Annotated in this window: 28 protein-coding genes; 11 read left to right on the top strand and 17 right to left on the bottom strand. The window is 33.7% G+C overall.

All coding sequences use genetic code 11. The annotated features are described in order from the left end of the window. On the bottom strand, positions 1–964 hold a 964-nt coding region (locus tag ACJMLH_RS03580), incomplete at its 3' end, for an acyltransferase (protein ID WP_405274801.1). 806 nt (positions 965–1770) lie between these two features. Between ACJMLH_RS03580 and ACJMLH_RS03575 the strand changes: the two genes are divergently transcribed. Continuing rightward, positions 1771–2223: a GNAT family N-acetyltransferase gene (locus ACJMLH_RS03575; protein ID WP_405274799.1), complete on the top strand. Its 453-nt coding sequence runs from the start codon at positions 1771–1773 to the stop codon at positions 2221–2223. Here ACJMLH_RS03575 and ACJMLH_RS03570 read toward each other — a convergent pair. Together ACJMLH_RS03570 and ACJMLH_RS03565 are read right to left on the bottom strand one after the other, a co-directional pair. Continuing rightward, positions 2220–2669, bottom strand: coding sequence for a hypothetical protein (locus tag ACJMLH_RS03570; RefSeq protein ID WP_405274797.1), 450 nt, complete (start codon positions 2667–2669; stop codon positions 2220–2222). The genes ACJMLH_RS03575 and ACJMLH_RS03570 overlap by 4 nt on opposite strands. Positions 2670–2718: 49 nt before the next feature. Further along, positions 2719–3081, bottom strand: a complete 363-nt coding sequence (locus ACJMLH_RS03565) for a radical SAM protein (RefSeq protein WP_405274794.1) — start codon at positions 3079–3081, stop codon at positions 2719–2721. A gap of 77 nt (positions 3082–3158) precedes the next feature. Here ACJMLH_RS03565 and ACJMLH_RS03560 point away from each other — a divergent pair, with 77 nt between their 5' ends. From ACJMLH_RS03560 to ACJMLH_RS03550, 3 genes are all read left to right on the top strand, one after another. Beyond that, positions 3159–3356 carry a hypothetical protein gene (locus ACJMLH_RS03560; RefSeq protein ID WP_405274793.1) on the top strand — a complete coding sequence of 66 codons (198 nt, stop codon included), beginning with the start codon at positions 3159–3161 and terminating at the stop codon, positions 3354–3356. 56 nt (positions 3357–3412) lie between these two features. Further along, positions 3413–3769, top strand: coding sequence for a hypothetical protein (locus ACJMLH_RS03555; RefSeq protein ID WP_405274791.1), 357 nt, complete (start codon positions 3413–3415; stop codon positions 3767–3769). A gap of 258 nt (positions 3770–4027) precedes the next feature. Continuing rightward, entirely contained in the window at positions 4028–4699 is a 672-nt protein-coding gene (locus ACJMLH_RS03550; RefSeq protein WP_405274789.1) for a hypothetical protein, read from the top strand. 7 nt (positions 4700–4706) lie between these two features. On the opposite strand, the gene ACJMLH_RS03545 is transcribed toward ACJMLH_RS03550, so the two are convergent. Next, positions 4707–5417 carry a ThiF family adenylyltransferase gene (locus ACJMLH_RS03545; RefSeq protein ID WP_405274787.1) on the bottom strand — a complete coding sequence of 237 codons (711 nt, stop codon included), beginning with the start codon at positions 5415–5417 and terminating at the stop codon, positions 4707–4709. A 102-nt stretch (positions 5418–5519) separates the two neighbouring features. Here ACJMLH_RS03545 and ACJMLH_RS03540 point away from each other — a divergent pair, with 102 nt between their 5' ends. Then, a complete protein-coding gene (locus tag ACJMLH_RS03540) occupies positions 5520–6275 on the top strand; it encodes a TatD family hydrolase (RefSeq protein ID WP_405274785.1) in 756 nt (251 codons plus the stop codon). Here ACJMLH_RS03540 and ACJMLH_RS03535 read toward each other — a convergent pair. Genes ACJMLH_RS03535 through ACJMLH_RS03525 form a run of 3 tightly spaced genes read right to left on the bottom strand, consistent with a single transcriptional unit; the run spans position 6272 to position 8679 of the window. Beyond that, a complete protein-coding gene (locus ACJMLH_RS03535) occupies positions 6272–6820 on the bottom strand; it encodes a hypothetical protein (RefSeq protein WP_405274784.1) in 549 nt (182 codons plus the stop codon). The two genes, ACJMLH_RS03540 and ACJMLH_RS03535, sit on opposite strands and share 4 nt — an antisense overlap. Before the next feature lie 44 nt (positions 6821–6864). After that, on the bottom strand, positions 6865–7680 hold the full coding sequence (gene surE, locus ACJMLH_RS03530) for a 5'/3'-nucleotidase SurE (protein WP_405274783.1): 816 nt from the start codon (positions 7678–7680) through the stop codon (positions 6865–6867). A gap of 12 nt (positions 7681–7692) precedes the next feature. Beyond that, the gene (locus ACJMLH_RS03525; protein WP_405274781.1) at positions 7693–8679 is read right to left on the bottom strand and encodes an SAP domain-containing protein; all 987 of its coding nucleotides are present in this window, start codon (positions 8677–8679) and stop codon (positions 7693–7695) included. Between the two features lie 281 nt (positions 8680–8960). Between ACJMLH_RS03525 and ACJMLH_RS03520 the strand changes: the two genes are divergently transcribed. Together ACJMLH_RS03520 and ACJMLH_RS03515 are read left to right on the top strand one after the other, a co-directional pair. Continuing rightward, positions 8961–9920: an IS5 family transposase gene (locus ACJMLH_RS03520; protein WP_405274779.1), complete on the top strand. Its 960-nt coding sequence runs from the start codon at positions 8961–8963 to the stop codon at positions 9918–9920. A gap of 136 nt (positions 9921–10056) precedes the next feature. Beyond that, positions 10057–11442, top strand: coding sequence for an MFS transporter (locus tag ACJMLH_RS03515; RefSeq protein ID WP_405274777.1), 1386 nt, complete (start codon positions 10057–10059; stop codon positions 11440–11442). Positions 11443–11664: 222 nt separating this feature from the next. Here ACJMLH_RS03515 and ACJMLH_RS03510 read toward each other — a convergent pair whose 3' ends face one another. After that, positions 11665–12510 carry a pyridoxamine kinase gene (locus ACJMLH_RS03510; RefSeq protein WP_405274775.1) on the bottom strand — a complete coding sequence of 282 codons (846 nt, stop codon included), beginning with the start codon at positions 12508–12510 and terminating at the stop codon, positions 11665–11667. A 175-nt stretch (positions 12511–12685) separates the two neighbouring features. On the opposite strand from ACJMLH_RS03510, the gene ACJMLH_RS03505 reads away from it, so the two are divergent. Next, complete coding sequence (locus ACJMLH_RS03505) at positions 12686–13480, top strand: TlyA family RNA methyltransferase (RefSeq protein ID WP_405274773.1); 795 nt, start codon at positions 12686–12688, stop codon at positions 13478–13480. An 80-nt stretch (positions 13481–13560) separates the two neighbouring features. On the opposite strand, the gene ACJMLH_RS03500 is transcribed toward ACJMLH_RS03505, so the two are convergent. From ACJMLH_RS03500 to ACJMLH_RS03485, 4 genes are all read right to left on the bottom strand, one after another. After that, the gene (locus ACJMLH_RS03500; protein ID WP_405274771.1) at positions 13561–14646 is read right to left on the bottom strand and encodes a radical SAM protein; all 1086 of its coding nucleotides are present in this window, start codon (positions 14644–14646) and stop codon (positions 13561–13563) included. Then, positions 14646–15272 (bottom strand): TetR/AcrR family transcriptional regulator, encoded by a 627-nt coding sequence (locus ACJMLH_RS03495; protein ID WP_405274769.1) that lies wholly within the window; start codon positions 15270–15272, stop codon positions 14646–14648. Before ACJMLH_RS03495 ends, ACJMLH_RS03500 begins: the two co-directional genes overlap by 1 nt. A gap of 79 nt (positions 15273–15351) precedes the next feature. Then, positions 15352–15573: a hypothetical protein gene (locus ACJMLH_RS03490; RefSeq protein ID WP_405274767.1), complete on the bottom strand. Its 222-nt coding sequence runs from the start codon at positions 15571–15573 to the stop codon at positions 15352–15354. 291 nt (positions 15574–15864) lie between these two features. Beyond that, a complete protein-coding gene (locus ACJMLH_RS03485) occupies positions 15865–17250 on the bottom strand; it encodes an MFS transporter (RefSeq protein ID WP_405274765.1) in 1386 nt (461 codons plus the stop codon). A gap of 122 nt (positions 17251–17372) precedes the next feature. On the opposite strand from ACJMLH_RS03485, the gene ACJMLH_RS03480 reads away from it, so the two are divergent. From ACJMLH_RS03480 to ACJMLH_RS03470, 3 genes are all read left to right on the top strand, one after another. Beyond that, positions 17373–18038 (top strand): class I SAM-dependent methyltransferase, encoded by a 666-nt coding sequence (locus ACJMLH_RS03480; protein ID WP_405274763.1) that lies wholly within the window; start codon positions 17373–17375, stop codon positions 18036–18038. Positions 18039–18137: 99 nt separating this feature from the next. Beyond that, a complete protein-coding gene (locus ACJMLH_RS03475) occupies positions 18138–19097 on the top strand; it encodes a PLP-dependent cysteine synthase family protein (RefSeq protein WP_405274761.1) in 960 nt (319 codons plus the stop codon). A 26-nt stretch (positions 19098–19123) separates the two neighbouring features. After that, a complete protein-coding gene (locus tag ACJMLH_RS03470) occupies positions 19124–19612 on the top strand; it encodes a hypothetical protein (protein WP_405274759.1) in 489 nt (162 codons plus the stop codon). Between the two features lie 15 nt (positions 19613–19627). Here the strand turns inward: ACJMLH_RS03470 and ACJMLH_RS03465 are convergent, their stop codons facing one another. The 5 genes from ACJMLH_RS03465 to ACJMLH_RS03445 form a co-directional block, all read right to left on the bottom strand. Beyond that, positions 19628–21397 carry a DUF2207 domain-containing protein gene (locus ACJMLH_RS03465; protein WP_405274757.1) on the bottom strand — a complete coding sequence of 590 codons (1770 nt, stop codon included), beginning with the start codon at positions 21395–21397 and terminating at the stop codon, positions 19628–19630. Between the two features lie 144 nt (positions 21398–21541). Continuing rightward, entirely contained in the window at positions 21542–22324 is a 783-nt protein-coding gene (locus ACJMLH_RS03460; protein WP_405274755.1) for a hypothetical protein, read from the bottom strand. 77 nt (positions 22325–22401) lie between these two features. Then, complete coding sequence (locus ACJMLH_RS03455; protein ID WP_405274753.1) at positions 22402–23259, bottom strand: damage-control phosphatase ARMT1 family protein; 858 nt, start codon at positions 23257–23259, stop codon at positions 22402–22404. A 9-nt stretch (positions 23260–23268) separates the two neighbouring features. Continuing rightward, positions 23269–23994: a hypothetical protein gene (locus ACJMLH_RS03450; protein WP_405274751.1), complete on the bottom strand. Its 726-nt coding sequence runs from the start codon at positions 23992–23994 to the stop codon at positions 23269–23271. A 44-nt stretch (positions 23995–24038) separates the two neighbouring features. After that, a partial coding sequence (locus ACJMLH_RS03445; protein ID WP_405274749.1) for an FAD-dependent oxidoreductase occupies positions 24039–25328 on the bottom strand: 1290 nt, incomplete at its 5' end.

Below are 25328 nucleotides of genomic sequence, written 5' to 3'. Positions count from 1 at the left end.
TATAAATGAAAATTTCAATCAATGTAATTCCATTCAAATACATAAGATTGAATTTTTCGAGGAAATTGATAACCAGAACATTTGAAAGGTAGATTCCATAGCTCATTTTACTTATCTTAACAACTATTTCATTTATCCTTCCATCCGCTTTAGTGAAATCTGTGTTGAATACTATTATGAACAATCCGATTCCCTGAAGGAAAGCTCCAGGTGTCAAATCGCCGAGCTTAATGAATGACAGTGACTGGCCATGGGTTACAAAGGAAAGGCCAATTGTTCCGATAATCGTTATTGCTGAGCCTAAAATGAACAGTATCGCTCCGAAAGTCCTGTTCTTAAACAGTTCATCCTTCTGAATTGCCAGATAATAACCAAGTATAAAGTAGCCTATGGCTCCTGTGAAATACCTTAAATAGTCAAACAATATCGAATGAACATCAAAAAATTGTAGAATACTTATTATAATCCAAATCCAAATATAATACTTTATCTCTTCGATAGGAGCGTTTTGAATCCATCCGCTAATGATTGGAGAGAGGATATATAATCCCAAAATCATATAGACATACCAGAACTGGACTGAAATTATTGTCGGATCCAAAAAACCTCTAATAATAAAATCTATCAAATCACCGAATGCCCAGCTTGGCCCCAGTTCATGTGTGAAAACTGCCTTGAGAATTGCATACAGAATAAGCCAGAATACGAAAGGCACCAGCACCCGCTTGACACGGCGCGGAATATCCTGAATCGATTGTTTTTTTCTTAAAATCAGAAATCCGGAAGCCATAAGAAACAGTATTATTCCAAAACGAAACAGTGATGCGGCAACGACTCCCTGATACCACTGAATTGAAAAAAGATAGTCAGGAGTGAGCAGTGACGATGAAACATGTATGCCTACAATACCAAAAATAGCCAAGAATTTAAGCCAGTCAACCCACAATATCCTATCAGTTTTCATTAATTTTATTATGTTTTTGATAATATAAATAATATAACATATTATCCTGCTAATAACAATATAACACTATTGAAAATCGGTTCATGGGAAAAATGCCACATTTAAATTAAACCATTTTAAACTGCAAAATTGATTTGAAAATATAAAATCGTTCCCAACAGAAAATAGCTTTTGAAATGGTGAAACGTTAATGCCAATGAAAAAATAATCTAACCTAAATGTTTAAAATTAATATTTCTTATTATAATAAAAAGAGTTTTTTAGGAGCATTTGATGATTTTTGCCTTGAAAAATCTAATTCAATGCCCCGCTAAAGCGCAAATCTATCCCACTTAAAGAAGCCGGAGAATTCCTGCACAATACAGTTAAAATCCTAATAATCCCAATATTAAAAAAATAACAAATATTGCTATTGCTATTTTTAATAATGTTTTCAAACCTTTAAAGACTGCATATATTATTAAAAATATTATTAATATCCTAATAATATTCATTATCAAATTAAACATTTTTTTACCTCCGCACGGACGATTTCATCTTTTTTTGAAATCTCCGTTTAAAATTCAATTCCTAATATATCATTATCAATAAGGATTAATAAATTTTTCTTCATAACATTTTTTGATATATCATCGATAACCCCACTAAAATTCGATAATTAAGAAAAAATTTAAAAATGAAAACATTTAAGGAAAAAACAATAATAACAGAGATAAATACAGAGAATTATCGCATTTTAAGAAATTATTCATACTAATGTAATAATTTAAACTATAAAATAACTAATATAATATTAGATGAAGAAAATGAAAACTATTTTTACAGATGAAAAGGATGAAAGATTTCTGAACCTTGTAGGTGAACTGGATAAGGGATACTACGAACGTATCGGAGATGAATTATCCAGATATGATAGCTATAATGAGTTTAAAGATCCCCATGTAGTCATTTTGGCATTGGATAATGATATTGCAGTTGCATGTGCAAGCTATAGAGTTTTTGATAACAATTCAGTTGAATTTAAAAGAGTCTATGTCAAAAAAGAGTATAGAAAAAGAGGAATTGCCTACAATATCATTACACAATTGGAAAAATTGGCAGTCAAAAAAGGATTTAAATATTCATATATCGTGACCGGTAAAAACAATAGAGCTGCGATAAAATTATATGAAAAATTAAATTATGAACTTATAGACAATTTCGGACAGTTCAAATATGATGATGTGGTCATCTGCATGAAAAAGGAATTTGAATTCTAAATTAGCTTGGTTTGAACTGATTTTGAAGGAAATTCATGCATATAATCAAATATATCCTCCTGTTTATAAAGCATACCATGTTTTTGGCATCTGTCTTTTATGATTCCTTTTAGTTTTCGATTATTTATGCTGTAGATGAAATTACGATCCTGAAACTCCTCTACATATTTTTCCTTAAGACCTGGGAAATTTTCATCCAACTTTTTATAGAAGTATTCGCGATTGCCTTTTCTTAATGACAAACCCATATCCAAATTCAATACACCCCTGACGTTCGTATCAACACAGTAATCCAGAATAGAGTTAATGTTATTCTCAGTATCATTAATATAAGGTAGTATCGGAGATAACCAAACAACTGCAGGAATATTGTTTTCATTCAGTTTTTTGAGAACTTCCACACGTTTTGAAGTTGGACAGACATTCGGTTCTATTATTCGGCACAAATCATCATCAGCCGTTGTTAATGTAATCTGAACAACAACTTTGGCTTTTTCATTGATTTTTTTTAAGCAAATCCAAATCCCTTAAAATCAAATCGGATTTTGTAAGGCATGCAAAACCATATCCATATCTGTTGATTACCTCCAAACATTTACGTACATTCTGTAATCTTCTTTCAATTGGAACATAGGGATCAGTCATTGCACCTGTAACAACCATAAAAGGTTTACGTTTAATCAATTCCTTCTTTAAAAGCTCAACTGCATTTTCCTTTACTTCAATATCTTCAAATTTATGGTTAAACTGATAAACATCACTTCTTGAGTCGCAGTATATGCATCCATGAGTACAACCCCTATATATGTTTATTCCATAATCTGATGTGAAGATGCCCTTAGCTTTAACATAATGCATAATATTATATTTATAGCAAACATAATAATAAAATTTTATATAAAAAAAATATAAAATAATATTTGGGAGGAAAAATAATGAACAAAAAAATACTAGTAATACTCTTAAGCATTTTCATTGTTGCCATTGTAGCGGGAAGCGTTATTGCAGCTAATGAAAAAGTAAATACAGAAATTAAAATGTTAAGCGAAAAGACCCTGAAAAATGGTGACAACATCGAATTCCAGCTCAAAAATGCGAGCGGAAAAGCACTTGCTTCTCAAAAATTAACATAAGCTTTGAAGCAAATGGAGAATATGAAAATTACACAATCATTACTGATGAACATGGTATGGGATATTTAGTTTTATATAACGAAGCTGAAGGAGACCATAAGGTTATTTTAAACTATACCGGAAGCGATAAATACAACCCTTGCAAATTAGAGGAAACCATTAAAATCGTAGCCGGTACCTCCACTGCAGAAAAAACCGCTGCCAATTCCACCGCAAGTACTGTAAAATATGATAATACCACTGGAAACAATACAAATGACACAGAGGAAATACTTTATTACGATGCTGAATACAACTTCTACTATAATCAGTATGGAGTTGTTGTAGGCGGACAAAGTGATGGTGCGGATGCTTATGAACTAGCTAAAAATTATGAAGAGCAACGTGCAAGCGGTAATTTTTATTTAGAATAGTAATTTTACAAATGAGCGTCTAAAAACGCTCCTTCCTACTTTTTTTACACTGGCTTTAACTTGTCAAAAATCATCAATTTTCAAGTAATTTTTGATAAGACTTGAAATTTCCCTTTATACGAATTAAGGGATATGATTGAATCTCTATTTTTTAATTTTAATTGATTTATATATCATGAAATACAACCTTATTATAGATATCAATATTTATAGTTGTTTTATTCACGTTTTGAAACTAAAATAATGAAGGTTTAATCTATGGATAAAAATAAAAAAATAATTATAATCGGCATAATAGTTTTAATCATTGTAGCCGGCATTATTGTAGTAATGCTAACATCTGTAAACTATGAAAAAATTTATATAACCCCAAATGGAACTAGTATAGACGTTCCTGCCAATCAAACAAAATACAACGGTAATGTTGAGGGTGCCAAAATATGGAACTGGAACAATGGAATATTAGTTACCTACAACAGCAATGAGGATAAAAATATTATCAAAGTAACTGAATTAGGTTTCAATACCCTGAACGATTTAATAAAAAATGGAGAAAAACAGGATATTGACGGTTTTACAGGTTATGTGATAAATGCAGATGAATTATTGGAAATTCATATATTTGATATCATTAAAATAAATTATAACGGAAAATTCTATTGCATACCTTTAGCTAATGAAACAACTCATGACAATATCATAATCTGCTGCAATGACAAAGATATGGCGGCGCATATGGCCAAATCAGTGCAGTACAAAAATGTGTATCCGGACACCCCAGATATAAACGATACCATTTCAACAGTGAAAAACATGACTGGAGATTGGCAGTCAAAAGCAAATGAATATCTCAATAACACTGATTTAAATGATATCAAATCTGCAATAGAAGATAAAGCTGGAGATCTACTGTCTAAAAGTCCAGTTTAAAAGTAAATCACGCCCCGGCAATGTCTTTAATAACTTCACCGGCAATTATAAGCCCTGCAACAGAAGGCACAAATGAAACGCTGCCCTTGATTTTAAATTTTCTGTCCTTATTGATTTCACAGTCATTGGTGTTTATCGGATGTTCCTTTGAATATACCACTTTCAGTTTTTCTATATTTCTCTTTTTAAGGTCCTTTTTCATGATTCTTGCAAGCGGACATACGGAAGTCTCAAAAATATCAGCAACTTCAAACATTGTGGGATCCAGTTTGTTTCCGGTTCCCATTGAAGAAATGACAGGAACATTAAGTTCATCGCATTTGCATATTATAGCTATTTTGGCCATTATGGTATCAACACAGTCAACAGCATATGATACGTCATCTGTAATGATATCTGTTTTAGAATCCGCCATGTAGAATTCCTTATAAATTTCAACATTGGCATCGGGATTGATTTCAAGGATTCTTTCCTTCATCAAATCTACCTTGTATCTTCCGATTGTTTTTTCGGTTGCAATCAGCTGTCTGTTGATGTTGCTTTTATCTATCTTGTCGAAGTCAACAAGAATGAAATTGCCAACACCGCATCTGGCAAGCCCTTCACAGACATATGATCCCACACCGCCAAGACCAAAAACGGCAACTTTTGCTCCGTTCAATTTTTCCATTCCGTCATTTCCAATCAACATTTCTGTTCTTGAAAACTTCTCTTCCATTTGCCTCACCAAAAAATATAATTTAATTTAACTTATTATATAATAATTAGAGTCGTAAACAATAAAAACTTAATGCTAAAGTAATTGGAAGTGAGGATTTAAATGATTATAGATACACATTGTCATGTTTACAGTAGCGAAATGGAAAATGCAGAAGAAATAATTAAAGAAGCTGCAGAAAATGATATGCATGTAATATTGAACGGTACCGACACAATAAGCAACAGGGAAGTTTTAAAGCTATCTGAAAAATATGATAATGCCCATGCCGCTTTGGGATATTTTTATACTCTTGCAGATGATATAACCGATGAAGACATTTCTCTGTTGGACGGACAACTGTCTAGTGATAATGTAGTTGCAGTAGGTGAAATTGGTCTTGACTATTTTAACGGAAATGATAATAAAGACAGTCAGATTGAACTGTTTGAGAAAATGCTTAATTTGGCTGAAAAGCATGACCTGCCTGTGATTGTACACTCAAGAAAGGCAATGCAGGACACATTTGATGTGCTGAAACGGCATAATGTAATTGGTTCTCTTCACTGCTATCAAGGATCAGCTGAAATGGCACAGCAATTCATTAAATTGGGCTTTCTTATAGGTATAGGCGGACCTATTACATACACCAACAACAAAAAAACCAAAAGAACAGTAAAAAACATCGATATCAAAGATATACTTGTAGAAACAGATTCACCATATTTGCCTCCTCAGGAAAAAAGAGGAGAGATGAATACTCCACAAAACATCAGATATGTCATAAGAAAAATAGCTGAAGAACTGGACTTAAAAGAATATGAAGTGATTGAAACAACAGCAGAAAATGCAAAAAAACTGTTCAGATTGAAAATTTAAATTTCCGGATAATAGTCAATTTCATAGCCCAGTTTAATCATTATTTTCAGTTCATCCCTTGCATCTATAACTGCATTATGTGTTTCGCAGTAGTCCTCGACTCCCAACATCTGAAGCATAGGTTCAACACCATAGCCTCTTTTTAGCCTGCCTGTTTTGCAGCAGGGCAAATGGTCGGGAATGCATGGATTGTGCTGCTTATATGCCGCAACTTTCATAATATCGTGCCAGCAGAAATCGGAAAGTTCAGGCAAATGATTCTTGTCAAAGGAAGCATTGTACGCAAACAGATCATCAACACCATTTGAATTAAGCAATGCCCTTACATCACTAATAACTTCAGTTCTGTGGCCGGTGATTATCTCATGAGTGGTTTGTCTCATGCTTTTTGAATACATCCCACCCACCTTTTCTTCCTGCGGTAGAATGTAATAACGGGAATCTGTTTTTTCAAAATTTCTGCATTTTGCAACTAGAACTCCAATAGACATTACTTCGTTGTTCCAATTAGTTTCCGTGTCGATAACTGCAAACTTTCTTGACATTGAAAATACCTATATGTTTTTAATTTTATAATATTTAATGATTTTTACCAGTCCTTTAATTCTTTGTAGGTCATATTAACATTCAGTGGTGTTAAACTCGGACATTTATCCACAAGCAACGCATATCCGTCACTACCTTCATCGTATTGCTTAACAAGGTCTGATGTAATCATAATCAAATCATCACTTTCCTGATTTTCATCCAAAGGATAGTCAAATATTTCTTTCTTTTCCTCATTGGAATTGTCAATGACACGTTTTGAAAGCATCTGAGGTGCCAGATGAGTAATTTTTACCTCTTCTGATTTATAGTTGGTTGGTACGTTAAGGTTAAACAGGTCAACACCCTCCGGAAATCCCTCATTTTTTATTTTTAAAACAAGGTCATGCAAAACCTGCTTTGCCAAGGTAAAATCATAATCCACATACCATTCACCGTTTTCATCCTGTTTAAAAGATGTTTTCGGATCTATAAACAGAGAAGCTGCAATTGCCGGAATGCCCAGACTAACTGCTTCAAAAGCTGCACATACAGTACCTGATGATGTTATATCACAGCTAATGTTAACGCCCTGATTTATGCCGGTTATTACCAGATCAGGTTTTTCTTCCATTACATAGTTTGCTCCTACAATAACTGCATCTGCAGGACTTCCTGAAACACTGTAAGCTATACTTCCATCTTCAAGCTTGCATGATTCGAGTTTGAGATGTTTAAATAATGTTATTCTGCGCCCTACGCTGCTGTTGTTTTTGTCAGGAGCTACAACAGTAACATTTGCCAAATCTTCAACGGCCTGTTTTGCAGCCAGTATTCCCGGTGCAAAAACTCCATCATCATTGGATATTAATATATTCATGGTATCAAAATCCTAATAGTCAAATAATGTTTTTTGTGTAATCTTCTTAATTTTTAAATTTTCATTTGCATAAAAACGCTTATCCAAATCTCTGTTGATCTTATCATAATCTTTAAGGTTCAAAATGTCTTTTAGACATCTGTATCCGTCATATTTTGGAACTATTATCCTGTCAAAATTAAAGGAATCCCAAACCAGATAATATGTATTTATTACAATATTTCTGCTTAATCTTTTCTGCAAGTAAATCAAACAGTCACAAGTTTCACTGTTTAGGCAAGCATGCTGTTTTAAATCATCAATTTTCCATATAGGATTAAGATTCATGCAGTAATTCTTTAATATATGTTCAAGCATTTTCCTGCAGTTGTCTTTTTTGTAGTAATGTTCGGCCATAATATGATTGTTATAAGTGAAGTTTCTATGGTTTTTCTCTTCAATGGCCTTATTGATATGCTGGTTTATGAATTCAATTGGAATGTTGGCTTCCTTTTTCCTGTAGTTGTCCATATAAAAATCATTGAATTCTGAAAAATAATAATAATCCGACAGATAACTGTTGAAAATTTTCACTCTTCTTTTTTTATTCTTATAGAATACCCTGGATTTTGAAGAAAGATAGTAATCATTTCCAAGCAATTCATTATCAAATATTCTCTGCTCTATATGTTCCCTTTTGCCTGATGTTTTAAGACCATGCTTTTTAAGAATTTTTTTTAGGCTTTTGGTATTGTACTGTTTAATTGTCTTTTGAAAATCCTCTTTATTTGACTTATTTAAAAGATATTTATTTTCAACCAAATAATCCCTTAAAAAACTTTCAGTCAGTCCATATTCATTAGAAACATCTTTAATGGCCTCGGCGATATTTTCTTCACGTTTAAAAACAAGATATATGAAATCAAAGGTATACTGCATTTTGGATACATCATAACCTTCAGGTACCTTCTGAGAGTATTTGAGTGAAAATTTTTCCTCGTCAAAGCTATTGTCGAACATAATCAGTATTATTTTTATGTATCCTAATTTTTATAATTATTGAAAAATTGAATTTCCGGATTCCATTTAATCTATTTCTTAAAAATTATTAGGCTTTGTAGAAATCCTATTTGATTTTTGCAAAAATTTTTTAAAAATTTATTTTTATTTCTATTTTTACTTATAATCTATTAAAATTGTCTAATTATTCTGTATTAAGATTTACACTTGAAATTTCACATCGATTAGAAAAAATAAGCAATATATAATTATATATAGTAAAATGGAGAATAAATATTAATATGAAACGCGAAAATACCTATTCTCCAATTAGTTGTTTGTTTTCAAAGCAATTAAATCTTTCGGATTTTGGTTTTGAAAAGCCTGCACTCAAAAAAATCAAAGAAATTAACAAGGACCTTAAGCCAAATAAACTGTTGAAATTCATTAAATATGTGTTTAAATACTCAAAAATAGTGTTAAATAAGTATTCAAGCCATTTTTCAAAGCATGATTTCACACAACCTGCATTATTCACACTTTTAGCAGTGAAAATATATACTCGAAGCACATACAGACAAATAACAGATTTATTGGAGTTATCTGATACCATACAGAAATATTTACACTTAAAAAAGATTCCACACTACACAACACTCCAGAAATTCTTTCAAAGACTTCCAACATCAATATTGCAAGAATTAAATAAACAAATATTATTAAATCATGAAATAAATGGTGAAATAATTGCTTTAGATGGAAGTGGATTCACTAACGACTACGCAGACAAATATTACGCAATAATCAGACGAAAAGAAAGAAAAAGCTACGTAAAAAACCATATTTCAATCGATGTAGACAGCAGATTAATACTTCATTATGCAGCCCAAAGAGGTCCAAGATTCGATACACGCTTTGCATTAGCAGCAATAAGAAATATAAAGAAATATAAACCAAAATACATCCTAGCAGACAGAGCATACGATACAGAACCCATCAGAAAATGCATAAACGAAGAAGCAAAAGCAGAAGATCAAATACCACTAAAAACCAGAGCAAAAACAGGACATTATCGGCTAAAAAGTAAAAAACAATTCAACCAGGAAATCTATTCAAGAAGAAACAACGTTGAATCAATATTTAGTGTAATAAAAAGAATATTCAACGGAACAAACCGAAGCAGAAGCCTACAATTATCAAATAAAGAAACAAAACTCAAAAATACAATCTACAACATCTATCGATCAACTCAAATTCAATAAAAATGAGGATTTCTACAAAGCCAATTATTAAGAAAGAATTATATATTAACTAAAATGATAATAAAATATGACAATGTTAATTTTTTTTAACTTTCAAATGAATATTTTAAAGACAATTAAATAATGAAATGGTATTATGGAAAAAACTTTAGATGCAAAAACAAGGAATCTGATACTTTTACTTTTTTTAATAGGCGTATTTATGGGTTCACTGGATACCGGAATAATCGGCCCAGTATTGCCTTCAATTGAACAGAACTTCAATCTGACAAGCAGAACCTCAAGCTGGATATTTACACTATTCGTAATCACATTCATGATTGGATCACCTGTAATGGCAAAATTTTCAGACTTCTACGGCAGAAAAAAGATATTCATTCTAGACGTAATCCTATTTGGAATAGGGTCATGTCTGATTGCATTTTCCTTCAATATTGAATCCATTTTTTTAGGAAGAATCATACAGGGTTTTGGATGTGGAGGCCTTTTTCCTGTAGCCGGTGCATTCATAGGAGATGCATTTCCATTAGATGAAAGAGGTAAAGCTTTGGGAATTCTTGGAAGCGTATTTGGAATATCTGCAATTGGAGGACCTCTTGTTGGAGCTGCCTTGATACCATTTGGCTGGAACTGGTGTTTTACCATTAATATTCCGATAAGCATATTTCTGATATTTTTTGCATGGAAAATACTTCCTGATTTTGGAAATAAAAGAAAATTAAAAATAGACTATCCTGGAATCATAATGCTAACTTTTCTTGCGGCATTTTTAGCATATGGACTAAACCAAATCGATTCAAACAATTTCATTAACAGTTTATTGTCAGTGAATGTTGCTCCGTTTTTAGTAATGTTTATTGTTTTAATTCCAATCTTTTTAAAAATAGAAAAAAGAGCAGAGGAATCCATTGTACCGATTCACATGCTTAAAAACAAAGAGATAAGTATTGCTTGCATTGAAACACTATGTTACGGTATAATCTACTCATCTGCAATCTTCATTCCGTCTCTGGTGATTCTTTCAATGGGCCTCAGCGACCAATTTGCAAGTTTAATGCTGATTCCTATTTTGGGAGCAAATGCCGTTGCAGCCCCAATTCTCGGAAAAATTCTAGACTCTACAGGTTCACGTAAAATCATGACAATCGGAACTTTGATAATGGCCGTTGGGCTTATAGCTATTGCTGTTTATCCTTACAACTTCTTTTTATTTATCATATCAGGCTGTCTGATTGGTGTGGGAATGGTTACAATAATAGGTGCACCGTTAAGATATATAGTTTTAACTGAAGCAAAGCCTCAGGAAAGGGGAGCCGGCCAGGCTATTGTAAACATGTTATCAAGTGCGGGCCAATTGATTGGTGGTGCTCTAATTGGAGGAATTATAGCATCATTCTCAGGCATATTGGGATATAAAATCAGCCTGATATTAGCTGCCGTTGTTGCATTTGTCGCATTTTTATTTACTTTAAGATTGAAAGGCCGTGACGAACAGATGGAAACAATGAAATCAAACCAATAATACCCATTAACATTACATTTATTGCTAAAAAAAGTAAAAATAAACTGCTTGATATACATCCCTAAAACAAATAAAAATTAAAATGCAGTATTGCATATGTTAATGTAAAAAACGATGCAATAAAAAGCAGATGTTATCTAAACATTGATTTTAATTAAGTGTTAATTGCATTAAATTAATAAAAAAAATAATGTTATTTGTACTGCAAATAAGCAGCACAAATCAGAATTTTTCAAGCAAACCATATAATTCAGGAATTACCTGTTCGAATTTTACTCCGTATTTATGGTTTTCATCGCCGATTGTCTTTTCAATAGCCCTTTTAGTAAATTCACCTGCAACTTTAGCCGCTGCGGTAGGTGATTTGCCGACCATTGTTGATCCGACAAAGGATGAAGCAAATACGTCTCCGGTTCCATGAGATACATAATCAATTTTATCATTGTATACGATTTCACATGTGCCTTCCTGTTTGTCCAGAACAATCATGCCCAGTTTACCTTCATCATTGGTATCTCCTTTTAGGATGACATATCTTTTTGTAAATGCTGAAAGTTCATTTGCCATTTCAAGCATTTCTTCTCTTGAAAATTCTTCTTTCCAAGGTTTGTGCAATATATAGCAGGCTTCAGTTGTATTTGGAAGGATGAAGTCCCCTAATTTACAAAGTTCTCCCATTGCATCTGCAAATTCCTGGTCAAATCCATTATAGAATTCACCATGATCTGCCATAGCAGGATCTACAAATACAAGCCCGTCAGGTTTTAATCTTGAATCTATGATATCTTTTATATAATCCAATTGTTCAATTGATGCTATAAATCCTGTATAAACTGCATCAAAATCAATTTCCTCTTTTTCCCAATGTTTTCTGATTTCTGGAAGGTCTTCGGTCAAATCTCTTACAGTAAAATCAGTAAAACCTGAAGTATGTGTGGATAAAACTGCTGAAGGAAGAATTGCAGTTTCAATTCCAAATGCGGAAACTATAGGTAGTGCAACTGTTATTGAGCACTGCCCAAAACAGGATATGTCCTGAATAGTTAAAATTTTTGTTGTATCGTTCATTTTTTCTACCTAAATAATTTATTATTGTTATTTATAAAGAACCGTATAAATATTCTATATAATGTACTATATAAAACTTTGTAGAACATAAATGTACATTAAATTCAATATTATTCTCTTGAAAAAAAATTAAATAGATTGATAAACAAAAATACACCAATATAAGGGTGTTTAGATGGCAGACAGATTGGACAAGTATCTGGTTAATGAAAATATTATCAGCTCCAGAAACAAATCAAAGGAATTAATCAAATCAGGTAACGTTAAAGTAAATGACCGGATTATAACCAAATGCAGTTATAATGTTAAAAAACAGGATAAAGTTGAAATCATTGACAACAGCACTTTAAAATATGTATCCCGGGCAGGACTGAAACTAGAAGGAGCAATCGATTCATTCAACCTTGATTTTAATAATAAAAATGTGATGGATATTGGTTCATCAACAGGGGGATTTACTGACTGCTGTTTAAAACACGGAGCCGAAAGGGTAGTTGCCATTGATGTCGGTACAGACTTGATGGCAGAAAGTTTAAGAAATGATGAACGGGTAGACCTGCATGAACAGCTGAACTTTAAAGATGCACCATCCGAGCTATTTGACAGCATTGACCTTATGGTATCCGACGTATCATTCATTTCACTGAAACACATTATAGACAGAATATCTACTGAAAATCATGATTATGAACTGGTATTCTTAATAAAACCACAGTTTGAATGCGGAAAAGAACTGGCCACCAAATATAAGGGAATAATTAAGGACAAGCAGGTTCACAGGGACGTTATTGTTGATATTATTGATTACTTTAAAAAATATGGCTATAATATCATAGGTTTGGATGTCTCCAAAATGCCCGGCAAAAATGGAAATATCGAATATCTGGGTCATTTTAAAAGAAATGTGAAAGAAATCCACATTGACATTGATGAAGTGATAAACAGACCTGTTGAACCAAAACTTTTTTAATTAACTAGAAATTCATCTCCAAATCCTTAACATAGTATGATAACCCTCATCAAGATTAGGAAATATTATTTCCTCATTGGTCACTGTTTCAATATTCTTTCAACATCTTTTCTGTGTTCAAATAAAACGCATCCACCTTCATGGTCATCCATCAAAAGGCCACCATCTCTAAGGGATTTGAACAGATTTGAATTTAACGCATCAAGAAGTGATGATTCCTTAACGTTGATGTCTGAATACGGACTGGCCGGACAGGGTTCCGCTCCACCATTGGAGTTGATGTGGAAAAAACCTCTTCCAGCAGCAAGACATCCTCCTGAAGTCTTTTCATCTCCAGGAAATGATAAGAATAACATGTCATCATATTCCCTGCGTAAGCGATTAATTTCATTAAATAATAATTCCCGTTCACTGTCTGTTGGTGCAAGGTCTGTTGTATCTTCATTTAACGGAACATATTCAATGAAAAATACTACCTTACATCCAAAATCATGTAATTTGTCAATATATTCATTTGAAACAAGTGAGGATATATTTCTTTTTGTAAATGTAAGTGAAGTGCCAAAAATGATATTGTTTTCTTTCATCAATTCCATTACATTGACTATATGATTATACACACCAGCACCTCTTCTCAAATCTGTTACATCCTGATCTCCTTCAATAGATATTATAGGCACAAGATTTCTATTTTCATCAAACAATTCCAGATTTTTCTCATCCAGCAGTGTTCCATTCGTAAATACCGGAAACAGGATTTCACTCATTTCACTTGCTTTTATCAGAACATCCTGTCTGAGCAAAGGTTCGCCGCCGGCAAGAACAATAAAACTTATTCCAAGATCCTTTGCCTGTTTGAATATGTTGTGCCAGTCATCGTCTGAAAGCTGATTTTGAGGTTCGTCGTCACTGCATGCATTATTGGCCCGTGAATAACACCCTGTGCAATGCAGATTGCAGCTGCTTGTTATGCTTGCTATTAAAAATACAGGAATATTCTGCCCATCCTTTTCATAGCGTTTTCTGATTTTTGTTGCTTTTCTGGCATGTTTTGAAAATCTAATCAAAAACAAACTTTCTTTTGGATTTTTTAAAGTTGCATGCATGGCGTCTTTCAATATCACTTCAACACCATCTGCAAGATAATTCTGAAGATTGAAATCCATTATTTCACCCTCACACAATCAAGCAGGAATTTTGCATGCTCTTCGGCTTCATAAAAGAAATTGTCAAGACATCCTTGAGGAATGTCGTCGTATTTTGCACACATTTCCATGAGCAGATATATAGGAAAGCTATAGTACTCCTTTGCCAATAGCTTGGGATTTGTGTCCTGTCTGATGATTCCTTTTTCCTTTAGTATTGTGAAAAATCCGTTCCAGAATATCAATGGTTTTACCAGTATCTCATTTTGGAAAAAAAGTCTAATGTTTTCGTTGTAGTGCATCTGTATAAATATCAGTTTCCAGATTTTCAGGTTTCTCTCTTCTGACATCATTTCTTTTATGGCTTCAGAACCCATGTGATAGAAGAGTTCAGGATTTTCAAGCAGAATTTCATTGTCTGAATTTAAGTTAAGGTCTTTGTTGTTGAGCAATTCATCATATTTGAACAGGTCTGTAAAGTATTCGAAAATATCCATTAGTATTGCTTCTTTGCATGAATAGTGACTATATATTGAGCTTTTTTTGATTCCAACTTCTTCTGCAATTTCTCTTAGTGAAACAGAATCATATCCTTTTTTGGAAAATAGATCAAGGGATACGTCAAATATTTTTTCTTTAGTATTCATATTTCCAACCTACCGTTCGTTAGGTATAATATTTATTTAATTATATATAAAATTAACTAACAAAACAAAAAGCTAAAGTCTAATATCCCTGATAGGAATACGCATCATATGCACAGAAAACCCTAATGATTAAACATATAACAGCCTGAACAACTACCCAATGAAGAATCAGAAGAGCAAACCATACAATTAGAAAACCAAATAAGAATTTAAGACCTCTGCCTATGGTTCCATTCATCATTTGACCTAATCCTGGAATAAAAAATGAAAATATTGCTCTTAATAATTGAGTATAATCCATATAACTCTCCTTTAAAATAACATGTTTAATTACATATAATAGTATATTGTTCATATTATTTAATACTATTCAAAAATCCAATGTATATGCTAGAATTTATGTATTTAATGGCTTAAAACATGAAAATGAATTAATTTTTGACTTAAATTAATCTAAACAATAAATAAAACACGAAATATTAGTGTTTAAATCAAATAACATGAAATTTAGTGAATATTGTATATTGAAAATTTAATTTTTACAATCATATCAAAATGATATTTCCTAAATAGCATGGCAATAAAATTGCATCTATCTTTCAATATTGAATGAATCCTTGGATTTGATACCCACTAAAGAGGCAAATATGGCAATGATACAGATTATTGTACAAATTATGCAGACCAGCTGTGAAGATTGAACAATCAAACCTGCATATTCGGAAGAAAGCTTTAAATTTCCCATTATCCATGCAAATACAAGTGTTAAAAGACCCATACTGATTGTTTGCCCCATTGTTCTCATAGCTGACTGTGCAGCAGAAGCGTTAGGAGTTTCATTAGGAGGAACGGAGCTCATGATAGCATTTGTATTTGGTGTTGTAAACAATCCCATTCCTATTCCCTGTAAAATCATTGCTATTACTATAAGATATAATGGAGTGTTAACATCCAAAAATATCAATATCATAAGTGTTATAGTTGCAATGCTCATTCCGATTGCTGCAAGCTTTTGCGGATGGATTTTATCAGACAGTTTTCCTGAATTCGGAGCTATCAATGCCATGATAATCGGAGTGATGATTAATATCAACCCAGACATTTGCGCATTCCATCCCCTCACATATTGAAAATGATAATTCAGAATGGTTGTAATTGAAGCTATTGCAAGATAACTGCATAAAGCCGCAACATTGGATGAAGTAAACTTCATATTTTTAAATAGATTCATATTAAATGCCGGACTATCGATTCTAAGCTCATAATAACCGAAAACGATTAATAGAATAGAACCTATGAAAATTGAAATCGCACCAAAACTGTTCATCAAATTGGTAAATCCATAAATGAATAAAGTAATGCCGATTCCATAAATGAGATAACCTAATGAATCTATTCTGCTTCCCTCATAGGTTTTCCATTCCTGAGGTATTTTGAATATCATGAGTACAATACAGAGCATCAAAAATGGTATTACAAAATAAAACATTGTCCTCCAGCCGAAGTTGTGCACTAAAAATCCGCAGAATACAGGAGAAAGTGAACCGGCCAGATATACTCCGGTTACAGTAAATCCCAATGCTTTTCCTCTGTTTTGTGGTTTTACTGCCTGAACAACCATTGCCATTGCAGATACATTGGAAAAAGCAATACCAATGCCCTGGAATACGCGGAAAATTAAAAATGACTCTGTTGAAAATGACATGCATGCGCCAATTGATGACAGCAGATAGATTGTAACGCCTATTATCAATGACTTTTTAACCCCATACTTTCCTGAAATCTGACCGGCAGGAAGTGTGAATATTGCAATGACAAGTGCATTCAAGGTTATAATCCAGTTTTGAAAGATATTATTCATTCCAAATTCAGAAGCTATTGCTGGAACTCCCAAAACAATTCCTGCAGATAAAAAAACTGCAAAAAATGATGTTATGAATGCTACAAATACCACATATGACTCAGAATCAATATTCATATTTTCCCCTCAAATAAATTATCTATTTTTAATAACATATTACCTTTTTTATTTGAAAATGCCAAATTTTCATTACAGTTTATTAATCAATTATCCAATATAATAATATCAGAGGCATTATCATGACTAAAAATATCAAATTAATTGAAGAACCGGATTTGTTAATAAATGCGCGCAATCCCCAAGGCGAATTGGGAGATAAACTATTGGATGACATGAATGTGAATCATGAATCCCTCGCCCGATGGAGCGTAAGTCATCTGGACATCACAAAAGAAGACACAATTTTGGATATCGGATGCGGCGGTGGCGTTAATGTAAAAAGGTTTCTTGAAATGACCCAGAATATGGTCTGCGGCATTGACTATTCAGAGCTTTCAGTTGAAAGATCAACAAAATTGAATCAAGCCGCAATTGATGAGGGAAGATGTGAAATCATTCACGGTTCCGTTTCCAGCCTGCCGTTTGAAGACAATACCTTTGATATTGCAACCGGTTTTGAAACTGTTTATTTCTGGCCAGATTTTGTAAATGACCTAAAGGAAGTTAGAAGAGTCCTGAAAGATGACGGAATAATATTTATTGCTAATGAAGCACTTCCGAAAGAAGATGATGAACGTCAAAAGGAACTTATTGAACTGCTGAATATGAAAATATATTCCGAAGACGAATTGGATGAATCTTTAAGAAAAGCGGGCTTTTCCAATGTAATTTGTTTTACAAAGGAATCAAAAGACTCATTTACTGGTGAAGACGCAAATTGGATTTGTGTCATCGCTCAAAAATAATATGCAAACTCTATAACAAAACATTAATAAAGTTTTTTATATTTAAAATACATAAATAACAATGTTAGATTTTTTTATTATTGAATTGGATTGAAGGTTATGAATATTGAAAAGCTAATAGGCAATACGCCGATGATAAAAATAAATTATGAATATGAAGGAAAGCAAGGCAGCATATACACCAAACTTGAATATTACAATTATGCAGGAAGCATTAAAGATAGAATTGCACTATATATTCTCAAAAATGAAAAGAAAAACGGTAATTTAGCCGAAGGTCAGTCCATTGTAGAGGTTACAAGCGGAAATACAGGCATTGCATTCAGTGCAATCGGTGCTCTTTTAGGCCATGAAGTCCATATTTTCATGCCTGATTGGGTGTCCCTCGAGAGAAGAAAAATCATTGAAATGTATGGTGCTCATGTTCATTTAGTATCCAAAGAAGAAGGTGGATTTAAAGGAGCATTGAAACTTGCAGAAGAATTTGCACTCGAAACCGGCGCATTCAGACCACTCCAATTTGATAATCCATTAAACGTAGAAGCTCAATATAAAACAACAGGTCAGGAAATATTGGATGCCGTTCCGGATGTAAACGCTTTTGTTTCAGGCATCGGTACCGGAGGAACACTTATGGGAATCGGAAAACGGTTAAAGGACAACAATCCGGATTCCAAAATATTCGCTCTTGAACCGTCCACATTATCAATCCTTAAAATGGGAATGGAAGAAGGAAGTCATATGATAGAAGGAATTGGCGATGACTTTATTCCGGGAATTGTAAATCAAGATTTGATTGATGATATTGTTTTAATTCATGACTGTGATGCAATCAACATGTCCAAAAGAATAGCTAAGGAATTGGGACTTGGAATAGGAATTTCAAGTGGTGCAAACTTCCTTGCCAGCGTACTGATGGACAGTGACGACTTAAAGATAGCTACTGTTTTTGCAGATGATAATAAAAAATACATAACAACAAAATTATCCGAAAAAATAGATCCCGACCCTAAACTGCTTTCAAACAAAATAAAACTCTTGGGATTTGAAGTAATTTAAAATTATCCAAAATTTAAGGTGTTCGTGTGCATATCAGAAAAGCTGAAAAGGACGATTTGGATGCAATCATGAACATCTACAGTATTGCACAGGATTTCATGATCGAAAACGGAAATCCGAACCAGTGGAGCCATTCATATCCAAGTAGCGAACTCATTAAAGATGACATAGCTAATGGAGTTTGCCATGTAATCTGTGAGGATGACACACCTCATGGAGTTTTTGCTCTTTTTAATGGCGATGAGCCAACTTATGAATATATCGAAAATGGAAAATGGCTTAATGATGATGCATATGTGACCATACACAGGATTGCAAGTGACGGTAAAGCTAATGGCATTTTCAAAAGCGCTATCGACTACTGCAAGGATTTGTCAGACAACATCAGAATAGACACACACAATAGCAATCTGATTATGCAGAAACTAATTGAAAAAAACGGCTTCGTTAAATGCGGAAGAATATACGTTGCTGATGGAACACCACGAATAGCTTACCAGTGGAAAAAATACTGAAAAATTATGGTGGAACTAGAATGCTCCACCGCCACCGCCTCCGGAACCTCCTCCGAAGCCACCTGAACCACCACCACTTGATGAAGGATTTGAGGAGTATTGACCTGCTTTTACTGCAGAATGCATCATGGAAAATCCGTTAAATGAATGATACAGAAATATATTATCATTATATTCATTTATATTTGGCACTTGAAGTTTCATTGACTTATAGACATTATCTGCAACTCCCAAAGCGGCACCATAAATCAAATACTTTTTCCAGATGACAATTGATTCCGGAGGATGCTGCTCTATCAGACTGTTGTCCTGGAGAAAATTTTTGAAGTTTTTCCATTTTAGATGAAGAACCCTTCCTTCGGGAGTCCATTGTCCAACATAATCTGCTGGAAGGAAAAAATTGACAATTCCGATAATGCCCACAACCACAGCTATTCTCATTGCCCATACTCTCATATTATATGTAGGAAACAGCGCTGCAGAAAAGAACATTATAAGGGCTAAAAAGAATCCTACTGAACCAACCCATCCTGTAATTTTTGAACCTTTGGTGTTGAAGTATCTTTTCACATTTTCCCGGTTTTCCTCTTCAACCTGTTTTTTCCAATCATTAAACTTTTTCATGAACGATTTGGCATTGGATTGGTTGGTTAACCGTTTGCGCAATGTGGATAAGTTTAAAACATTATCTGCTGCAAAAGCTGAAAGCGCATCGAATACTTTCTGCTCACTTGAAGACAATTCATGTTTCCTATCCTCTTTGAAAATTAAAAACAAATCCTCATTGTCCTGAGCTTTGATATCAATGACTTTTTTGTCAATGATGTTTAATATCGATGCTTCAAAACCCTGCATATCAGGCGTTCCGATTTCAGATGTCTGTGCAAACAGTGCATTGACTGCCTCCGGAGGATTGTCTGACGGAATTTCCCTTTCATAGATTCCATCATAATCAACTTTAGGCTCTCTTCCACATATTATGTAGGTGCCGATTAATATAGCGGGACCTGCCAGTGCAATAATTACATAAATATTAAGCATCATATCCCAGAAGTTCAGACTTGAAATGCTTTTATTATGATTGCTGATGATTTCATCCTTTCCGTTTGCGTCAATATGCTGTGCCCATAGTGCATGAGGATAAAAATCATCTCTAGGCATCAGTACAAGCAGTTCGTAAATCTCTCCTTTAGGAATATCTGTTGCCTTGGCGGTAATTGTATCTGCCTCAAGAGAGCTTGTTCTGGTGAATTTTTCTGGATCCAAATAAAAAGTATTGTTCTTATCGCCCGGAAGATGGACAGTAACATAGAGGTTTTTTACTCCAACATCCCATTGCTTATCCCATAGCTTATACTGGAGCGTACCAATATCCCTATATAACCTGACGACATTATCCATATCATAGCTGATTTTAATGCGGACATCACAGTCCTTTACCTTTTGTGTATGCTTACTATCCATATACAGATAGATTTTTAAATTCTTTTCACCACTTGTATCGCTTTGCTCCACAACAGGATAGGCGCCTTCTGCACTGACCTTTAGACGGGAAATGTTTTCACCAAACTTCAATGGAATGTTTCTGTAAGTTCCGTTATATTCCCCCTTGAATGAATAGTCATATACCTCATCCACATGCAATTTACCGTAATCATGTACCGTAAGGTCATAAGATGCATTTTCAATACTGTAACTTCTATGTATTGGAGCGAATGTATAAATTGCAAGACCCAATATTATAACTACAAAAATTATGCAAATTATCTTCGTGTTTCTATCCATACAAATCCACCTAATTTGAACTTCATTAGGTAAAATATAATTTTTTATAAGTTGGTTGATAATATATATGGTGAAATAGTATGAATATATTTTTTCATTAATTATAAAAAAAGAATAAAGTTTTGAAAATTTTACAAAACGAAACTATTCTTCATTGTTCTTTTTTATAAGCTCTTCCAATTCTTCAAATCTGGAGTTGAAGTGCCTGATTAGAATTCCTGCAGTCAATGTCGCAGTACCGACACCTGATAATATATATCCGCTCCAAACTAAAACAACTGAATTGATTTTACCTGGAATACTGTGGCCTAAAACAGCATATCCGTTACTTGTAAATGCATTTGAAACCATTACAAGTGAATCAAGCGGATTGACACTTTCAGTAAATTGGGTAAACAAAAAGCTGAAGAAAATTATTACAAATAATAATAGTATAGCTATTCCCAAACCGTTTGCAGAGGTATATTCCCTGAATTTGTCATAGTATACTTTTATAAAGTAAGCAAATACCGGAAGATGAATAAAATCAAGTACTCCTGAAAGAGGATTTCCAAAAATCAAATAAGTTAAAGATCCGAATGGAATTATCAGAAGCACTAAAATCTTATTTTTGAGTGTGCTTTTATCCAATTCCGATGCCAGATACAATGAAAGGAGAATATCAAATATACAGAAATAGACCAGTTCTTTTTCTACAAAAATCAGACCATATAATATATTTACAAAGAACAGTCCCATCATTATCAGATAAAATACCTGTATCAACGTATGTATTTCATCTTCAGGGAAATATTCATGGATGTTAAATATTCTGGGAGTATTTTTTTTAAGCTTATTATAAACCCATTTAAATACAACCATTAAAATTAGGAAAATGATTACTTCCACTATGACTAAAAATAATAAAAATAAATTGTCAGAATACAATTTTTACACCCAATATAATTTATGACCGTACAATTATTAATATTTAATGATATATTTTGTATTAAAATATGTCGTAATTACAATTTTTTAAACACAAATGAACTAATGTCTACACCTAAATTTCTGGAAATGGGACTGCATTTGCTGCAAAGCAATGCAAAAACATCTCTGTTTTTAAGATTCATCTCGCTTAATCCTTCATAGTTTGCCATTCCCTTTGATATGATAAAATCGCTTTCATCAAAGATTTCTCTAAACTCATCTGAAAACATTTCCTCCACGATTCCTCCCATGTCACTGCCGACAGTGACAATTTCTGCCAATTCATCCAAACCTGCATCGATGGCTTCCTTTACTCCAGCATCATTGACAATCGGAGAACTGATTACTGCAACAGTGACATTAACATCATATTGTCTGATTTTTTCAATCAGCAGCCTGTCAAAAACAATCTCTCCGGCATTGTCAACAATATAGAGGACATCATCATGGTCATTCAATGCCCTTTCAAACTCGCCAATGTCATTAATGCTTAGATTTTTGCCCAAGTTATCAATAATTAATGCTCTAAAATCAGTATTTACATCAAAAGCTCCAAAATCCATGATGTTTCCAACAATGGCTGCTTTAACATAGGTTTCCAAACTGTCATCTGTTTTTATAATCTCTTTGACGTTTGGCAATATGGACAAAGCAATTGTGCTGCTTATCTCCTTTTGTCTAAAATAGGCATCCTCACATTTTGTTTTCTGCTTGATGTACTGGTTTACTAGAGTTGCCAGTTCATTCGGCTGTGAGTTTTCGAAGTTTTCGGCCATAATCATGATGCAGTTCTGCATCAGTTCAAATTTCAAGCTTTCATCCTCAGTTGAAAGGTCTATGACCTCCTTGACCTGCCTTAAAATGCAGGCTCCGCATTCATAATGTGCTTTCATAATATCACTCTATTTTAATTCCAGATTGTCAATTGCATGTATTAATTCAAGCATGTGTGAGTCTTTTTCGCCTTGTGGTGCAAAGCTATATTCTTCAAAGTAAAATGCAGGTACTCCATTTTCATTTAATGGTACTGTTAAAAATGGTCCGCTTGTTGTTGAATCCGGAACATAATATGAAATATTTTCACTGCTGTCTGCAATTTTCTTTGCATATTCTCCGCTTAATGATTCCTTAACCGGACTGAAAACAAATGTCTTATATTCATATGCACCTACATTTGAATGAATGTCAACTGCCAGTTCATAATCGCCTTCAGCGATTTGAGGATATACATATTTATAGGCAAGATTCTGACCGTTCTGCCTTCCTGGACTGTTGTCTGAATAGCCGTCACCATAATGACCTATATCTTTGGTTACATTGATGACGTATATGTCATAGCAATAGTTTAAATCAGTCAATGCCGGAAGCAGTTTAAGCAATGTCTTATGAGTTTCATTTTCCAATGGGTGAACACCAACCACATAAGCTATTTTTTTGGAATTTGGATTTCCAATATTTTTGATGACTTTTACAGTTCCAACAGTATCATTCGCTATTATTTCTGTTGTTGATGATGTGTTTTTAGGTGAAACTGTATTGTCTACATGAGACATGCTGATTATAGCTATTGATATGGCTAAAATAATAATTATTAATATTAAAATAAGAATATGGTCCTTTTTAAACATGATAATTTCCTAAAAAGTTAAAAACATAGAAAAGAATCTATGTTTTAGAATTTATAGTGGATATTGTGCAGTTTATATAAACATACTGAGCTGCTTGAAGGGAATGCGTATATCATATAATCAAGTTCCTCCAAGGTTATCTTCTTGTTAATGATGAATGTAAACATGTTTGCTACGTTTTCCGCCTCGGCAGCATATATTTCGGCACCAACAATCTGGAGGTCCTTATCAACAATGACTTTAGCTTCAGCTGTCAAATCATTTTTAAGCTCAAGGGAATATGCCCTTCCATAATTGATTTGATGAACCTCAAATTCATCGCTTTGCTCTGCAATATAAGCAGGTACCCCCACGGTAGCTATCCTTGGTATTGTATATGCTACTGCAGGCACAACAGGATAGGTTATCTCATCAGCTTCGCCCAATAGCTCTTTTGCAAGATATTTGGATTGATGAATTGCAACGGTAACTAGCTTTGCAATGCCTGTGTCTGCAACATCACCGCAGGCATAAATGTTAGGCACTTCAGTTTGAAGGTGTCCGTTGACCTTGATTCCCTTGTTGGTATAGGTCAAACCGACGTTTTCAAGGCCTATGTCTTCCACATTGGCTGTTCTTCCCATTGCGGCAATTACATAGTCCCCTGTGAGGCTTTCACCATTATCCAGATTTACTGTAAATCCATTTTCATATGCTCTGTTGTCAATTTTTGCTTCCGGATCTCTTAAAAATTCATCCGCATTTTGAGCAGAGGCCACATTTAAAACTTTAGCTTCAGGATTGTCGATTTCAATGTTACTTATTACTTCTGTTACTGTTTGGTTAAAATGGAAACGGATTCCCTTTTCCTTTAGAATTTCAATGACCTTCTGTACATATGGCTGGTGGAAGTATTTCAGGGCCATGTTTCCGCGAATAATTACATTCGCCTTGTGGCCTGCTTCAGCCAGTATTGATGCAAATTCCATTCCGACAAATCCTGCACCAATAATGATTGCATGCTTTGGAAGCTCATCTATATCCAAAAAGTCTGTACTGTCATGCAGGTATTCCTTTCCTTTGATTTCCGGAATAACTGGCTTGAGACCTGTGCATATTACGATTTTGTCAGTTGTGAATTTCTTGTTGGCTACCTGTACTGTATGTTCATCAACGATGACTCCCTTTCCGTGTGCCACATCAAGGTCATATTCATCGAATTTGCCGTCCAGGAATATTGACATTCCTGCGATTCTTTTTCTTTTGTATTTCATCAAATCTGACCAGTTCACATCAAAATCGCCAGACTTTCCAACGCCTTCAAAATTATCTGCAAGAGCCTTGATTTCATATGG

This window comes from Methanobrevibacter sp. (assembly GCF_045116495.1).
In the GTDB taxonomy this organism is placed as follows: Archaea; Methanobacteriota; Methanobacteria; order Methanobacteriales; family Methanobacteriaceae; genus Methanocatella.
Note: the sequence above shows the minus strand (reverse complement) of the source record. Positions and strands in the feature narration are given on the sequence as shown.